Source organism: Pseudomonas sp. GW822-FHT07A10, from assembly GCF_058798795.1.
The window spans coordinates 227585-242296 of sequence record NZ_JBXAKV010000002.1 but is presented as its reverse complement, the minus strand read 5'-3'; the positions used below and the strand labels follow the sequence as shown (position 1 = coordinate 242296).

The 14712-nt window shown below is 58.9% G+C and carries 16 protein-coding genes; 9 read left to right on the top strand and 7 right to left on the bottom strand.

Annotated features, from left to right (window positions below):
• Positions 1–45: 45 nt before the first annotated feature.
• Positions 46–786 (top strand): hypothetical protein, encoded by a 741-nt coding sequence (locus AC1RL4_RS04540; protein WP_019580464.1) that lies wholly within the window; start codon positions 46–48, stop codon positions 784–786.
• Between the two features lie 140 nt (positions 787–926).
• Here the strand turns inward: AC1RL4_RS04540 and AC1RL4_RS04535 are convergent, their stop codons facing one another.
• On the bottom strand, positions 927–1784 hold the full coding sequence (locus tag AC1RL4_RS04535) for an SDR family oxidoreductase (RefSeq protein ID WP_028939149.1): 858 nt from the start codon (positions 1782–1784) through the stop codon (positions 927–929).
• A gap of 189 nt (positions 1785–1973) precedes the next feature.
• Between AC1RL4_RS04535 and exbB the strand changes: the two genes are divergently transcribed.
• The 7 genes from exbB (at position 1974) to AC1RL4_RS04500 (ending at position 9222) form a co-directional block, all read left to right on the top strand.
• Positions 1974–2972, top strand: coding sequence for a tonB-system energizer ExbB (gene exbB, locus AC1RL4_RS04530; protein WP_028939150.1), 999 nt, complete (start codon positions 1974–1976; stop codon positions 2970–2972).
• A gap of 6 nt (positions 2973–2978) precedes the next feature.
• Positions 2979–3407, top strand: coding sequence for a TonB system transport protein ExbD (gene exbD / locus AC1RL4_RS04525; protein WP_019580461.1), 429 nt, complete (start codon positions 2979–2981; stop codon positions 3405–3407).
• On the top strand, positions 3404–4153 hold the full coding sequence (locus AC1RL4_RS04520) for an energy transducer TonB family protein (RefSeq protein WP_019580460.1): 750 nt from the start codon (positions 3404–3406) through the stop codon (positions 4151–4153). Before exbD ends, AC1RL4_RS04520 begins: the two co-directional genes overlap by 4 nt.
• A 188-nt stretch (positions 4154–4341) precedes the next feature.
• Positions 4342–5271 (top strand): hydrogen peroxide-inducible genes activator, encoded by a 930-nt coding sequence (locus tag AC1RL4_RS04515; protein ID WP_008007618.1) that lies wholly within the window; start codon positions 4342–4344, stop codon positions 5269–5271.
• 9 nt (positions 5272–5280) lie between these two features.
• A complete protein-coding gene (gene recG, locus AC1RL4_RS04510; RefSeq protein WP_018927475.1) occupies positions 5281–7356 on the top strand; it encodes an ATP-dependent DNA helicase RecG in 2076 nt (691 codons plus the stop codon).
• Between the two features lie 78 nt (positions 7357–7434).
• Entirely contained in the window at positions 7435–8835 is a 1401-nt protein-coding gene (locus AC1RL4_RS04505) for an aminoacyl-tRNA deacylase and HDOD domain-containing protein (protein ID WP_028939151.1), read from the top strand.
• Positions 8836–8964: 129 nt separating this feature from the next.
• The gene (locus tag AC1RL4_RS04500; protein WP_230173209.1) at positions 8965–9222 is read left to right on the top strand and encodes a hypothetical protein; all 258 of its coding nucleotides are present in this window, start codon (positions 8965–8967) and stop codon (positions 9220–9222) included.
• A 93-nt stretch (positions 9223–9315) separates the two neighbouring features.
• Here AC1RL4_RS04500 and AC1RL4_RS04495 read toward each other — a convergent pair whose 3' ends face one another.
• Positions 9316–9687, bottom strand: a complete 372-nt coding sequence (locus AC1RL4_RS04495) for a helicase (RefSeq protein ID WP_230173207.1) — start codon at positions 9685–9687, stop codon at positions 9316–9318.
• Between the two features lie 531 nt (positions 9688–10218).
• On the opposite strand from AC1RL4_RS04495, the gene AC1RL4_RS04490 reads away from it, so the two are divergent.
• Positions 10219–10599, top strand: a complete 381-nt coding sequence (locus AC1RL4_RS04490; protein ID WP_204124197.1) for a DUF6124 family protein — start codon at positions 10219–10221, stop codon at positions 10597–10599.
• A 62-nt stretch (positions 10600–10661) separates the two neighbouring features.
• Here the strand turns inward: AC1RL4_RS04490 and AC1RL4_RS04485 are convergent, their stop codons facing one another.
• The 5 genes from AC1RL4_RS04485 to tagQ all read right to left on the bottom strand — a co-directional run bounded on the left by AC1RL4_RS04485 (position 10662) and on the right by tagQ (position 14693).
• The gene (locus tag AC1RL4_RS04485; RefSeq protein ID WP_230173199.1) at positions 10662–12026 is read right to left on the bottom strand and encodes a lysozyme inhibitor LprI family protein; all 1365 of its coding nucleotides are present in this window, start codon (positions 12024–12026) and stop codon (positions 10662–10664) included.
• A gap of 50 nt (positions 12027–12076) precedes the next feature.
• Entirely contained in the window at positions 12077–12610 is a 534-nt protein-coding gene (locus AC1RL4_RS04480) for a lysozyme inhibitor LprI family protein (protein WP_493119180.1), read from the bottom strand.
• A 342-nt stretch (positions 12611–12952) separates the two neighbouring features.
• Positions 12953–13417, bottom strand: coding sequence for a hypothetical protein (locus tag AC1RL4_RS04475; protein WP_026331816.1), 465 nt, complete (start codon positions 13415–13417; stop codon positions 12953–12955).
• A gap of 99 nt (positions 13418–13516) precedes the next feature.
• The gene (locus AC1RL4_RS04470; protein WP_230173197.1) at positions 13517–13717 is read right to left on the bottom strand and encodes a hypothetical protein; all 201 of its coding nucleotides are present in this window, start codon (positions 13715–13717) and stop codon (positions 13517–13519) included.
• A gap of 46 nt (positions 13718–13763) precedes the next feature.
• Positions 13764–14693, bottom strand: a complete 930-nt coding sequence (gene tagQ / locus AC1RL4_RS04465) for a type VI secretion system-associated lipoprotein TagQ (RefSeq protein ID WP_019580428.1) — start codon at positions 14691–14693, stop codon at positions 13764–13766.
• Positions 14694–14712 lie beyond the last annotated feature (19 nt).

The window sequence follows — 14712 nt, the reverse complement described above, 5'->3', positions numbered from 1 at the left end:
CTGCGCCGACTGATCTTGTACAAAGGGTTCTGAAAGGATTCCATCATGCGCCATGCGCTAGCTCTCTCGCTGGTCGCCCTACTCCTGGGCGGATGTGCCAGCAACCCTGCCGACCGTGATATCAGCGGCACCTGGATCAATCAGGCGGCGATCGATTCAGCCTCCAAAGGCGGCTCCCTGCGTGAAGCGCTCCAGGCCTATGGCCCGAACCTGGAATGGGATGTCAACACCAGAGCAGGTCAGGCGCGCTACACCAATGGTTTTGAAAACGTCGAAGGCAAGCTGCTGGGCGAAGAATCCGGCGCCTGGAAAGTCGATTTTTATGGCAGTTCCGCCAGCGAGCTGAAGCGTGATGGCAAGCAACTGCACCAAGTCGCCAGCGAAAACGAACCAGAGCAGCTTTTCGACCGCGCCCAGATCCAGGTCCCGGACGGAGCACCAATCGGTGCCAGCTTCGAGCGCGCGCTGTACTCGGCCTACATGGGCGGCAGCTGGAAAATCATCAGCGGTCCAGGTGAAGGTGGCACTGTGCAGTTTCAGGCCGACGGCCAAGTGTCCGGCCTGCCCGGCGCCGACCGTTACGCCCTGTGCCTGACCGGCGATTGCGCATCGATGAGCATCGGCAACGACAACATCTGGCTGCAACTCAATGGCCAAGGCAATACCTGGATCTTCGCCCGCAAAGGCAAGGAACTGGAGCTATTTCAGGCCGTGAACACCGCCTTGGCGGACGAGATGCCGCAGTTTGCACCCGGCGAGCGCAAGTGGTTGCTCAAAAAGCAGTAACCCGGCCCTAAGGCCAACGCAAAACCCATTGTAGGAGCGAGGCTTGCCCGCGAAGACGGTGTAACAATCAACGTTGATGTTGGATGTTACGACGTCTTCGCGGGCAAGCCTCGCTCCTACAATATTGATGGGCCCGGAAATTAGCAGCGACCTTCAAGAATCGCGGCATAGCCCTCGCGGAAACTCGAATACTTCGGCGTCCAACCCAACGCCTTCGCCCGAGCATTGCTGCAGCGCTTGCTGCCGGCACGACGCACACTGGCATCCTCGGCCCATTCGGTAACGCCCAGATACTCACGCAACCAGCCCACCACCTCTGCCATTGGCGCAGGCGCATCATCGACACCTATATAGGCATCATCCAGCGCCACTCCACGCCGATCCGCCTCAAGCAGGAACGCCAGCAACCCCGCCGCGTCGTCGACGTGAATCCGATTGGCGTACAGCGGCGGATCGATCGCCACGCGATAACCGCGACGAACCTGAGTCAGCAGCCACTCTCGACCTGGACCATAAATACCGGTCAGACGCACGATGCTGGCCGGGATGCCGCTATCACGCGCTACTTGCTCGGCCTCCAGCATCACACGCCCTGAATAGCCAGCCGCCACGGTCGGCGAATTCTCGTCGACCCACTCACCCTCTTGCTGGCCGTAAACACTGCTGCTGGAAACGAATAGCAGCCGATTGGGCACTTGCCCGTAGTCGCCCAGCCATTCCAGCACGTGCTGCAAACCCTGAACATAAGCGGCGCGGTATCCGGCCTCATCGTGATCGGTAGCCGCCGCGCAATACACCAGGTAATCCACCGCCCCGATTGGCCAGGTCGCCGGGCAGTCTTTATTGAACAAGTCACCGGCAACGCCAATCACCCCTTGGGGTAGGCGTGAGACGTCACGCCGCAAGCCGTGAACCTCCCACCCCGAATTCAACAATTGCGTAGCCAGACGGCTGCCGACATCACCGCAGCCGGCGATCAAAACAGAAGGCGCGGACATCAGAAGACTCCCTCAAGAAAGGTACAGACTAGCGCCCGAAATGGATGGACAGCTAGCAATGGAAGAAAAAAAGAGACGCTATTACTTTTGTTAACAAGAATTAATTGCAATAATGCCAGCCACTTTTGTTCTCGGCCTTACGAGGCCTGGAAGAACACTTACCGTCTTTTCCTCTCAGGTCCGGCCAGCATGACACGCAATCAACTCTCCGCTTCGCCAACCAAACGACCTCGCGCCTGGAGCGCGGTAGCCGCCCTGCTGCTCAGCCTGATGCTGGCGCCGACCGCCGCATTCGCTACTGAAACTTCTGTTCCCGCAGCCACCAACGTGCCAGCTGCTCATGCCACGCCTGACGTACCGAGAAACCCCGACGGCAGTGTCGATACTTCATCACTGCCGCCAGAAGTGCAAAAGGCTTTGGCTGAATTCGGTGAACAGACAAAGCTGATGGAAAAGCAGCTGGAAGAAGGTAACTCCCTGGGCATGGCCCACGACCTGTCGCCATGGGGCATGTACCAGAACGCCGATATTATCGTGAAGATCGTGATGATCGGCCTGGCCATCGCCTCGATCATCACCTGGACCATCTGGATCGCCAAGGGCTTCGAGTTGATCGGCGCCAAGCGTCGTCTGCGCGTTGAAATCACCCACCTGAAAAAAGCCGCCACCCTTAAGGAAGCCAGCACAACGGCGGCCAAGGAAGGCACCCTGGCCAACCTGCTGGTCCATGACGCGCTGGAAGAAATGCGCCTGTCGGCCAACAGCCGCGAGAAAGAAGGCATCAAGGAACGCGTGAGCTTCCGCCTTGAGCGCCTCGTCGCAGCCTGCGGTCGCAACATGAGCAGCGGCACCGGCGTGCTGGCCACCATTGGTTCTACCGCGCCGTTCGTCGGCCTGTTCGGTACCGTATGGGGCATCATGAACAGCTTCATCGGCATCGCCAAAACCCAGACCACCAACCTCGCCGTCGTGGCCCCCGGCATCGCCGAAGCCCTGCTGGCGACCGCGCTGGGTCTGGTTGCAGCGATTCCTGCGGTGGTCATCTACAACGTCTTCGCCCGCTCCATTGCCGGTTACAAGGCACAAGTGTCCGACGCCTCGGCGGAAGTCCTGCTGCTGGTCAGCCGCGACCTCGACCACCAGCCGCCCGAGCGCAGCTCGCAACCGCACATGGTGAAAGTGGGGTAATCGGCCATGGGCCTGCATTTGAAAGAAGGCGCAGACGACGATCTGGCCGAGAACCACGAAATCAACGTCACGCCGTTCATCGACGTGATGCTGGTGCTGTTGATCATCTTCATGGTGGCGGCACCGCTGGCCACCGTGGACATCAAGGTCGACCTGCCCGCCTCCACCGCCAAACCGGCGCCGCGGCCAGAGAAGCCGGTGTTCCTCAGCGTCAAGGCTGACCAGCGCCTGTTCCTCGGCGAAGACGAAGTGAAGGCCGAAGCCCTCGGCGCCACACTCGACGCCAAGACCCAGGGCAAGAAAGACACGACGATCTTCTTCCAGGCCGATAAAGGCGTGGATTACGGTGACCTGATGAGCGTGATGGACGCCCTGCGCGCCGCCGGCTACCTGAAGGTCGGTCTGGTCGGACTCGAGACGGCAGCCAAAAAATGATCAACACGCGCCAAAAGCTGACGCGTTACAGCGGTAGCCTGGCCGTGGTGCTGGGCGTCCATGCGCTGGCCATTGCGCTGGCGCTGAACTGGACGTCACGCCCGCCGATCGAGCTGCCGCCGCAAGCGATGATGGTCGAGCTAGCGCCGATGCCGGCCCCGCCACCGCCCGCACCGCCGAAGGTGATCACGCCGCCACAGCCACCGGCACCGGTGGAAGAACTGCCGATTCCAAAACTCGCTGAAGCGCCGAAGGCCGAGATTGCCGTGCCGAAACCGGTCAAACCCAAGCCGAAGCCGCAACCGCCCAAGCCTGTGGAGAAAAAGCCGGAGCCACCGAAGGAAAAGCCTTCCGAGGAGAAGCCTAGCGACACGCAGCCAACCCAGGCGCCGACGGAGAAATCCGCTCAGCCGGCTCCCGGTCCATCACCGGCACAGCAAGCGGCTAAAGCTAACTGGCAAGGAACCCTGCTCGCGCACTTGGCCAAGTACAAAGAGTACCCGGCCAGTGCACGGATGCGAGGCAAGGAAGGTTTGAATCGCCTGCGCTTCGTGGTAGATGCCGAAGGTAACGTGTTGTCATTTGAACTGGTGGACCGCTCGGGCACTGCCGACCTGGACCGGGCCACACTGCAAATGATCCGCCGCGCCCAACCGCTGCCCAAGCCACCGGCCGACATGCTGAACAACGGCACCATCGAAATCACTGCACCGTTTGTTTACTCGCTGGAAAAACGCCGACGCTGAAACACCGCCGCTCCCACAGGTTCTTCGGCAGCCACAAAACCTATAAAAAGGCACCGAAAGGTGCCTTTTTGCATATCTGGAAACGGCAAACCTGCATTGCCCAGTGTCACTTAGCACACTCAGTCTGATAACGTGCGTCTATCGATTGCAGCCGGTATGCTTGGCCCGCAACTTCATGGACGCTTGCTATGACTCTCACAGAATTACGCTACATCGTTACCCTCGCCCAAGAGCAGCACTTCGGTCACGCGGCCGAGCGTTGCCACGTCAGCCAGCCGACCCTGTCGGTGGGCGTGAAAAAGCTTGAAGACGAACTCGGTGTGCTGATTTTCGAGCGCAGCAAGAGCGCCGTGCGCCTGACCCCGGTCGGCGAAGGCATTGTTGCCCAGGCACAGAAAGTCCTGGAACAGGCCCAAGGCATCCGCGAACTGGCCCAGGCCGGCAAGAACCAGCTGACCGCCCCATTGAAAGTCGGCGCGATCTACACCGTCGGCCCGTACCTGTTCCCGCACCTGATTCCACAATTGCACCGGGTCGCCCCGCAGATGCCGTTGTACATCGAAGAAAACTTCACCCACGTGCTGCGCGACAAACTGCGCAACGGCGAGCTCGATGCGATCATCATCGCCCTGCCGTTCAACGAAGCCGATGTACTGACCTTGCAGCTCTACGACGAGCCGTTCTACGTCCTGATGCCAGCCCAGCATCCCTGGACGCAAAAAGAATCCATCGACGCCGCCCTGCTCAACGACAAGAGCCTGCTGCTGCTCGGCGAAGGCCACTGCTTCCGCGATCAAGTGCTTGAGGCCTGCCCGACGCTGGCCAAAGGCAACGACGGCGCCAAACACACCACGGTGGAATCCAGCTCGCTGGAAACCATCCGCCACATGGTCGCCTCTGGCCTGGGCATTTCGATCCTGCCGCTGTCGGCGGTGGACAGCCACCACTACGCCCCGGGCGTGATCGAAGTGCGTCCATTGAGTGCGCCGGTGCCGTTCCGCACCGTAGCCATCGCCTGGCGCGCGAGCTTCCCGCGGCCCAAGGCGATTGAAATCCTCGCCGACTCCATTCGCCTGTGCTCGGTGGCCAAGCCGCCAGCGCCGGTGGTGGCCGGTTAAGTCGCTGTCATGACCGAGTTGTCGCAAGTGTCGGTGACGGCACTCAAGGGTGTCGGCGAAGCCATGGCCGAGAAACTCGCCAAGGTCGGCCTGGAGAATCTCCAGGACGTGCTGTTCCACCTGCCGTTGCGCTATCAGGACCGCACTCGCGTGGTCCCGATCGGCCATTTGCGACCCGGGCAAGACGCGGTGATCGAAGGCACCGTCAGCGGCGCCGACGTGGTCATGGGCCGGCGCCGCAGCCTGGTTGTCCGTCTGCAGGACGGCACCGGCGGGCTCAGCCTGCGCTTCTACCATTTCAGCAACGCCCAGAAAGAAGGCCTCAAACGCGGCACGCGTATTCGCTGCTACGGCGAAGCCCGGCCCGGTGCCTCGGGGCTGGAGATCTACCACCCCGAATACCGCGCCATTACCGGCGACGAACCGCCGCCGGTGGATGAGACCCTGACCCCGGTCTACCCGCTCACCGAAGGCCTGACCCAGCAGCGTTTGCGCCAATTGTGCATGCAAACCCTGACCCTGCTCGGCCCCAGCAGCCTGCCCGACTGGCTACCGACCGAACTGGCCCGGGACTATCAACTGGCGCCGCTGGCCGATGCGATCCGCTACCTGCATCACCCGCCCGCTGATGCCGACGTCGACGAACTCGCCCTCGGTCATCACTGGGCCCAGCATCGTCTGGCCTTCGAAGAACTGCTGACCCATCAACTGTCCCAGCAGCGCCTGCGCGAAAGCATGCGTGCCCTGCGCGCGCCGGCCATGCCCAAAGCCACGAAACTGCCACAACAGTATCTGGCCAACCTCGGCTTCACCCCGACCGGCGCCCAGCAACGGGTCGGCAACGAAATCGCTTACGACCTCAGCCAGCACGAACCGATGCTGCGGCTGATTCAGGGCGACGTTGGCGCGGGCAAAACCGTGGTCGCCGCCCTCGCCGCGCTTCAGGCGCTGGAAGCGGGTTATCAGGTCGCACTGATGGCGCCCACCGAAATCCTCGCCGAGCAGCACTTCATCACCTTCAAGCGCTGGCTCGAACCGCTGGGCATCGAAGTCGCGTGGCTGGCGGGCAAGCTCAAGGGCAAAAACCGCGTGGCCGCGCTGGAGCAGATCGCGGGCGGCGCACCGATGGTGGTCGGCACCCACGCGTTGTTCCAGGACGAAGTGCAGTTCAAGAACCTGGCACTGGCGATCATCGACGAACAGCACCGCTTCGGCGTGCAGCAGCGCCTGGCTCTGCGGCAGAAAGGCGTCGGCGGGCGGATGTGTCCGCACCAGCTGATCATGACCGCCACGCCGATCCCCCGGACGCTGGCCATGAGCGCCTACGCCGACCTCGACACCTCGATCCTCGACGAACTGCCGCCCGGCCGTACCCCGGTGAACACGGTGCTGGTCACCGACACCCGGCGCGTTGAAGTGATCGAACGGGTGCGCGGCGCTTGTGCCGAGGGCCGTCAGGCCTATTGGGTGTGCACGCTGATCGAAGAGTCGGAAGAGCTGACCTGCCAGGCCGCCGAAACCACACACGAAGACCTCACCGCCGCCCTCGGCGAGTTGAAGGTCGGCCTGATCCACGGCCGCATGAAGCCCGCCGAGAAAGCCGCCGTCATGGCCGAATTCAAGGCCGGCAACCTGCAACTGCTGGTCGCCACCACCGTGATCGAAGTTGGCGTGGACGTGCCCAACGCCAGCCTGATGATCATCGAAAACCCTGAACGCCTTGGCCTCGCACAATTGCACCAGTTGCGTGGCCGCGTCGGCCGGGGCAGCGCCGTCAGCCATTGCGTGCTGCTCTACCATCCACCGCTGTCGCAGATCGGCCGTCAGCGCCTGGGCATCATGCGCGAAACCAACGACGGTTTTGTCATCGCCGAAAAAGACCTCGAACTGCGCGGCCCCGGCGAAATGCTCGGCACACGCCAGACCGGTCTGCTGCAATTCAAGGTCGCGGACCTGATGCGCGACGCCGACTTGCTGCCCGCCGTACGCGACGCCGCTCAGGCTTTGCTCGAGCGCTGGCCGGATCACGTCAGCCCGCTGCTCGACCGCTGGCTACGCCATGGGCAGCAATACGGCCAAGTGTGAGCACTGTCGCAGTTTCTGGACCCTGGCCGTAAACAAGCTGGTTATACTCCTGCAATTGTTTGAAAACGGATACAGACCATGACAGAAGCTGCCCTCGCCCCTGAAACCCCGCACGCTCCGTCTGTTATTCGGCTGCTGCTCGGCAAACTGGGCATCGCCTACCAGGAAGTCCTAGACCATCACGGCCTGAACGCCGCGCGTAAAGTGCAGGCGGTTTTGCTGGACGATGCCGTCGGCGCGCTCATGGTGCTGTTTCCGCAAAGCCAATTGCTCGACCTCAACCGCCTCGCCGAACTCACTGGCCGCCGGTTGACCGCTGTATCCACCGAACGCTTGGTAAAAATGCTAGGCAAACACAGCCTGAGCCTGCTGCCCGGCCTGCCGGCGCTCACCAGTTCGCCGTGCCTGTATGACGAAAGCCTGCTGCGCGAGCCTAAGTTGCTGATCAACTCAGGCGAGCCAGGCGTGCTGCTGGAAATCACCAGCGAAGATTTCAAAACCATGCTCACCAAGGCCAGCGCCGGCAACTTCGGCGAAGCCGTGCACAGCATCCGCCCGAACCTCGACCGCCCCGACGATGACCGCGAGGAAATCACCCAGGCCGTGCAAGCGTTCACCGCGCGGCGCATTCAGCAACGCCTGGAAGCGACCATCGAGATACCGCCGCTGGCCGAAACCGCGCAAAAAATCATCAAACTGCGGGTCGACCCCAACGCCACCATCGACGACATCACCGGCGTGGTCGAAACCGACCCAGCCCTGGCCGCCCAAGTCGTCAGCTGGGCAGCGTCGCCGTACTACGCCTCGCCGGGCAAGATTCGTTCAGTGGAAGACGCCATCGTCCGCGTGCTGGGTTTCGACCTGGTGATCAACCTGGCGCTGGGCCTGGCCCTGGGCAAAACCCTGAGCCTGCCCAAAGACCACCCGCAACACACCACGCCGTACTGGCAGCAATCGATCTACACCGCCGCCGTCATCGAAGGCCTGACCCGCGCCATGCCCCGCGCCCAGCGCCCGGAAGCCGGCCTGACCTACCTCGCCGGCCTGCTGCACAACTTCGGCTACTTGCTGCTGGCCCACGTCTTCCCGCCGCACTTCTCGCTGATCTGCCGCCACCTGGAGGTCAACCCGCACCTGTGCCACAGCTATGTGGAACAACACCTGCTGGGCATCAGCCGCGAACAGATCGGCTCATGGCTGATGCGCTACTGGGACATGCCCGAAGAACTGGCCACCGCCCTGCGCTTCCAGCACGACCCGAGCTACGACGGCGACTACGCGGAATACCCGAACCTCGTGTGTTTGGCGGTGCGTTTGCTGCGTAGTCGCGGGATTGGCTCTGGTCCGGATGAAGACATTCCGGATGCCTTGCTGGAGCGTGTGGGGCTGACTCGCGACAAGGCCAACGACGTGGTCAGCAAAGTGCTTGAGGCTGAAGTGTTGTTGCGTGAGCTGGCTTCGCAATTTAGCCAGGCCTGAAAAGCTTCGCGGGCAAGCCTCGCTCCTACAAGGGATCACCAAAACCCTGTAGGAGCGAGGCTTGCCCGCGAAGAATCCACCTCGGTCTGACTGACCACTATGAGTCGATTGCAAATAGAGGGCCTTCCAATGACCCGAACAGCGGCTGTCAGTGTTGCCAGTCAAATCCGCAAGCTTGCTAAAGATCACAAGGTTACGGCTGGACAGAACGGCATGAGTCGTATGGCCGTGAGCATTACCCGCTTGGCTGGCGATGTCGTCGAGTTGGATGGCATCGAACAGTTGCTCGTCAATCTCAAGAAAAAAGGCGTTCTGAGCAAGTCTGAGATCCTGGCTCTCCAAGGGCGCTACCTTCAGGAGAGGCGTTCACAGAAACGTAGCGCATGACTTTTGATCCGTTCGGCGACTTAGAGGCCCAGCCACGCGACGCCCGCGAACCTTCTGAGTCGGATGGCTGTAAAGGCGAGCTTCCTAAAGGACCTATGCCTTCCTAGGCTTCAAATACTTGGTCAACCCCTGAAACCAGATCACCAACGCCGGGTTGCCCTTGATCTGAATCGACTTGTCCTGAATCCCCTGCATGAACGCCAACTGCTTGTTCTTCGCCTGCATCGTGGCAAAGCCATACGCCGCGTTTTTAAAGGCAATCGCAAACGCAGGCTCGGCATACACGCCGGACTTGCTGGTAATGCGCTGATCCTTCACCACGAAATGCCGCGCCACCTTCCCGTCCAGGGTCTGTAGCTGAAACACCAACGCCTTGTCACCCAACTGCTGCTGAAACGCAGGATTAGTCCGACTGGCCTTACCCATCAACAAACCCAGCATCCACAGAAGAAAACGAAATTTCATGCGCACAGCCTCAAAAGAAAAATGAACGGCCGGCGCAGTGTAGCCGCTTCAAGCAAGAACGCCACCGTCGTGTTGCGTTAGAAGAAGATGAACCTCTTTTCCCGCATGATGACTGCCAAGTCACGCTTTGCACTTCATTCTGAGGGACCCGCCCTACACCTGAAGAAACACATTTCTGTAGGAGCTGCCGAAGGCTGCGATCTTTTGATCTTGATGCCCTCAAACCTCTCGGACATTTCCTTCAAAACGCCGGGCTGTCCATGAACTAGGCGCTCTTGGCGTTCATCGATAACCTTTGTTCGTCACCGCAAAATCGGTGACTCGGACGTGCAAGTCCGGAATCGGCACACAATCGGTTATGGCTATTCATTGAGCGTTTTCTTATGCTCCCGGATCGTTATGGCGGCTGTGTGTGGGAGACCTTCGGGTCTGCCGGTTTGCCGATTCCGGTCTTGCACACCTATACACAGCTGCCACCTCATTCGAAGTGCAAGCGAAACGGTGCTAGCCCCTAATATCGGTACTACCCCAATGTTCAAGCCAACACCAAATCCTCCTGAAAACGAAGCCACATCCCCCTACGAATCATTAGATTCCAGAAAACTCCACGAAGCCGCCGAACGCGCCCTCGACCACCATTTCGGCCCGCCACCCAACGAAAAACCCAAGCGCAAAGGCAAACTCTTCACCGTCTCCCCCGACATCGACACCGAAGCCCTTTTGGCCAATGCCTCCGAAGACCTGAAGTCCATCAGCGCCATCGCCGCCGACCTGGCCGACGACATCGAAGGCACCCGCCGCTCAGTCGCCCTGGCACTCAGCAGAATGGCGGATGGGGCGCAGTTGTTGGTGGAGCGAGCGCTGGATCATATTGATTCGCCGAATCCGGCGGAGCATCGGGCGAAGGCGTAGCAAAAAAGTACGAAGGGGACTTAAAGTCCCCTTCTTCAGCGTTTATACCTGCACGGCGAAATTTACAGACAGTGACTGGCCTTTATGTCTGAGCCTTGCGAAACCAAACGCTTCACGCCGGCGCTCCCCCCCGGGCTACCTTTATCAGCTGACATCTGATAACAGGCCAACGCCCGGGACATATCCTTTGCTCCCAATTCACCACTCTCAAAAGAAGACCCCAGGTAGTTCATCGCCTCTGTGGATCCCATGGAAACCGCGCGAATAGCTTCCCTTTCTGCCTGCTCGGGGTGGAGGCAAGGGCCGTTATAGTCGGTGGAATTACCGTTACAAAAATAAGTGGCATAACCCAGCGCGCCGCTCGCTGTCGTCGACGCCGCTTTGAACAAAGCCTCAACCTTGCTGGTTTCCAGCTGAGGTGCCATCTGCGAAAGACTTAAGCTTGCCGCCGACAGACTCGCCTGTGGATCACCCGACTCTGCAGCACAGACATAGTTTTCCAGGGACGCTTCAATCAACTCCCCAGTCAGACGGTATCGTTCAAGAAACCCCAACCCACCCAAGCCCTCAGCACGTTGATAACAAAGGTTCTCCGCGCGGCTCATTCCAGGTCTACCGGATGCGACAAGCTCCTTCTCGCTGATCGACCAATCCTCAATCCCCACCAGCGCCCAGCACGACTTCTTAGCAAAGTTAAAAATCTTGATGTTGCTGTTACCGGCTCGTTTATCCACAACGTTCATGTGAGTGTCGTCGACCGTTTCGATCTCAATTCCTTCAGTCTTGCCTTCCATCGCAGTCATCAACGGAAACGTCAAACTGGAGCCAGTCTCCGCAGTAATTTGCGGTTCAAATCGACCAGGGTCCGAGGTCCGCTTCAACACCAATATTTTCACCGCCAGTGCGGTAAGGCGCTTCTGGGACTCGGCATTGGTGGAAAACACTGGCAGAAACTGCGCGAAGTCTGAGGATGGACACGAAGCACTTCCCCCGCCCCCACTGCCTGAACGACCCACAGTCTCAGGCGCGATCCCGTCCAAATAAGCCGAACGCTCCTGACTCATTTTTGCAATGCAATTGTTCACTACCGCCACATGAGCAGGCTTGGCTGCCTCAATCTCGAACGCCTCTACGGTGCAATTCGTATCCCGTAATTTGATCCACGCACGCTGGGATTCCTTTACCTGCGTCGAATACTCCACCCCTAATTTCGGGTCAACTGAATATTGAGATTCAAGCCTTGCCATCAGTTGGTGATAGCTCGTATTCAACTGAGAATCTGCGGAATTCTTTGCAGCCTCGGAACACGGGACAACCTGCGGGCTAGAGCTGATTTCACTGCAGTCGTCTTGGGCGAACGCGGCTGAAAACGGTAGTAGCGCGAACGCGATTAACACGCTGGTCAACCCTAAAACAAAGCGTTTCACTGTCTTCAATCCTTGATTATGGAACATACCTATTTTTAAGTTTATTTCAGCTACTTTGATGGCGGAGCAACCGCGATTTGCCTGGCACGATCAAGGGTCAGACGAATCAAGCAACTAGCAGATTGCTCACCATATATAGACTTTACGCACTCGAGATCCCGAAACTTCATCCAAGCTCGTTGAACCTCACGAAACGCGGTTCTTTTTTCGTCACTTAAACGATTTGCCTTATCATGGTAAGCCGAATTAAGCAGCGCATCCGCATCCGCCAAAACCAACTGATAAATATCGCTCTCTTGCACTATTTTTACTTGAGGCAAACTCTGAGGAATATCCGCATCCCAGTTATTCAATCCATTATTGTCATCAACTCTTAGCTTAACCGTTTTATTATCAAACCACCCATATTGATTTTTTGTCTGCTCCGATTTGTAAAGCAACTCAATATAAATTGGGTCGCTTCCCCGTTGCGGATCATTTAGCAGAGTCTGCTTTAAAACACCGACATTTCCATCTCCCTCATCCAGTTCGAAAGAAAAGCAAGGGGTTGGCCCAGGCTGAGCAGCTGACTTGCTAGCACGCATACAGTCCGCTCGAGTAGAGCCGCTCGGCTCATTACTTCCCGTTTCTACATCTTGAATTCTAATTAGCAGTCTCAAGTTAGGGGCCGCAGAATAGTCGGCCTGTAATATCTTCGCGGAATAGAACGGTTCTGCTTGAACGGTAGCGACGCTAAATACAAAAAATGCTGAGCACGCCAAGAAAATTGTATTTTTAACCACAGGGCTTAACTCCATTTAATTTAAAAAATGGGGAGATATTTATTTATCGAAAGTTAAAACCTACTTTACAAAATAAATTCGTCCCCTTTTTGCTGATCAGCACCCGCTTGTAGGCGCCGCCGGCAAACGGGTTGGACTTGCTCACTATCTTTCTGGAGGGGATTTCCGACGATCATGGCGCAGCAACCAGACCAGCGGCGGCAACAGCACCAGCAGCGCAAAACCGTCGAGCCACAGATGCGACCAGACCTGTTTTTGCGCTGAAAGCCACATGTCCTGCGGTGCCCATAACAGAACGCCAGCCATCAACCATCCCCAAATTGCGGGTGCTTTAAGACGGTTGCCGAGGTGCACCAACGCGAGCATGTACAGCGAATAACTTTGCAGCGTCGCGCCGAACAACGCGAGCCACCAGACCTGCTGCTCGTGACCGGCAGCAGGAACCGCATCGGCGCCCCAGAACGCGAGTTCGAGGGTGTGAAGATAGCCGTCAAGTAATCCGGAATGACCGGCCCAGGTCAGCGTGAGACCGGCGAGCACATGCACGATCGCGGCGGCATACAGCCAAAGCACCATCGTGGAGCGAAGAGAGAAAGAGGGGGCTGGCATTCCGTGTCCTGAGCGCATTCCTTGAGGGCGGGGAGTTTAATGGAAAATGGGGGTTGTCAGATGCACAAGCGTTAAACGTTTACCGTGACGGGTTCAGGCTCAGCGCTTGTGAAAGCGCGTCACGCATGACTGCGGCCCGTCCATTCCCCAGTAGGTGCTGAGCAAGACTTTGCGTTTCTTGTCTACACGGAGATTGACGAAACCATCGCCACAATCCGGCTGCACTTCCTCGAAGTCAGCGGTTTTCGGCCGGTAGATGAAAATCCGGTGGATCGTATAGGCGTAGCCAGTACAGATCATCCCCACGCAACACGTGGGAATGATCAAAGCCCTACAGAAAACTCAATCAAACATTCGGGCAAGGTACCGGTGCCCAGTCGCCCAGGTCCGGGTTCTTGCACATGCTGTTGACCTGAGTGGTGCCTGCGCTGGCGACTTGCTTGCTTTCCGCCTGTTTGGCTTGTGCGGTTTGCAGGGTTTTCTCGGTGGTGACCGCTTCTTTCGGCACGGTTGGCAGCACCGGTTTTTTCGCTGGTTTCACCGCTTTCTTGCTCTTGGTCGGGGTCACGACCGGTGTGGTGTCGGCGGTCGCCACGGTGACCACGTCAGTGCGCTGCACGCCTACTTGCTGCAGGTCTTTTTCGTAGGCCTGGGTGTAGTTGCTCAGGTCTTCGCTGGCTTTACCGTTCACCGCGACGATCAGGTCGTTGGACTCTTTGAGGCCGGCGACGATTTCTGCCAGGCGCTTGCGGCCCTCGGTGTCGTTGACGGTCTTGGCCTTGCGGTCGGCGACCAGTTTGGTGAACGCGCTCTGGTAGCACTGTTGCGAAGCCTTGGCATACGCGGTGCTGCGGTCGATGTCGGCGGCGCTTTTGTTGACGTCGGAGGCGTAGGACGCGATGCGCTGGTTGTCATCGGCGATCTGCTTCTGACGCTCGTTGTAGTAACCGACCGCGCCGCCCGCCAGGGCACCGCCTGCTGCACCGATGGCGGCGTTGCGGCCACGGTTCTCGGAATCGGTCAGGGCGCCCAACAGTGCACCGCCGACAGCGCCGACCGCCGCACCGGTAACCACCGATTTGGTCATGTTCGAATCGGTGGCGCGCAGGTGCTGCACCGGCTCGTAGCAGTTCGGGTAGTACTCGACCTTGGTGCTCGAGGCGACTTTGGACGTCGGCGATGTAGCGCAACCGGTCAGTACGGTGCTGAAGCCGACGGCAATCAGCAGCAGATGACGCTTGGAAACCGAAGCAAAAGGTTTACGGGAGGAAAGCATAGTTGTGTTCTCGTTTAAG

What these genes read in the sequence shown, in the direction of transcription:
- AC1RL4_RS04540 (WP_019580464.1), top strand. Translation starts at nt 46, where the DNA reads ATGCGCCATGCGCTAGCTCTCTCGCTGGTCGCCCTACTCCTGGGCGGA.
- AC1RL4_RS04535 (WP_028939149.1), bottom strand. Translation starts at nt 1,784, where the DNA reads ATGTCCGCGCCTTCTGTTTTGATCGCCGGCTGCGGTGATGTCGGCAGC.
- exbB (WP_028939150.1), top strand. Translation starts at nt 1,974, where the DNA reads ATGACACGCAATCAACTCTCCGCTTCGCCAACCAAACGACCTCGCGCC.
- exbD (WP_019580461.1), top strand. Translation starts at nt 2,979, where the DNA reads ATGGGCCTGCATTTGAAAGAAGGCGCAGACGACGATCTGGCCGAGAAC.
- AC1RL4_RS04520 (WP_019580460.1), top strand. Translation starts at nt 3,404, where the DNA reads ATGATCAACACGCGCCAAAAGCTGACGCGTTACAGCGGTAGCCTGGCC.
- AC1RL4_RS04515 (WP_008007618.1), top strand. Translation starts at nt 4,342, where the DNA reads ATGACTCTCACAGAATTACGCTACATCGTTACCCTCGCCCAAGAGCAG.
- recG (WP_018927475.1), top strand. Translation starts at nt 5,281, where the DNA reads ATGACCGAGTTGTCGCAAGTGTCGGTGACGGCACTCAAGGGTGTCGGC.
- AC1RL4_RS04505 (WP_028939151.1), top strand. Translation starts at nt 7,435, where the DNA reads ATGACAGAAGCTGCCCTCGCCCCTGAAACCCCGCACGCTCCGTCTGTT.
- AC1RL4_RS04500 (WP_230173209.1), top strand. Translation starts at nt 8,965, where the DNA reads ATGACCCGAACAGCGGCTGTCAGTGTTGCCAGTCAAATCCGCAAGCTT.
- AC1RL4_RS04495 (WP_230173207.1), bottom strand. Translation starts at nt 9,687, where the DNA reads ATGAAATTTCGTTTTCTTCTGTGGATGCTGGGTTTGTTGATGGGTAAG.
- AC1RL4_RS04490 (WP_204124197.1), top strand. Translation starts at nt 10,219, where the DNA reads ATGTTCAAGCCAACACCAAATCCTCCTGAAAACGAAGCCACATCCCCC.
- AC1RL4_RS04480 (WP_493119180.1), bottom strand. Translation starts at nt 12,610, where the DNA reads ATGCGTGCTAGCAAGTCAGCTGCTCAGCCTGGGCCAACCCCTTGCTTT.
- AC1RL4_RS04475 (WP_026331816.1), bottom strand. Translation starts at nt 13,417, where the DNA reads ATGCCAGCCCCCTCTTTCTCTCTTCGCTCCACGATGGTGCTTTGGCTG.
- AC1RL4_RS04470 (WP_230173197.1), bottom strand. Translation starts at nt 13,717, where the DNA reads ATGATCTGTACTGGCTACGCCTATACGATCCACCGGATTTTCATCTAC.
- tagQ (WP_019580428.1), bottom strand. Translation starts at nt 14,693, where the DNA reads ATGCTTTCCTCCCGTAAACCTTTTGCTTCGGTTTCCAAGCGTCATCTG.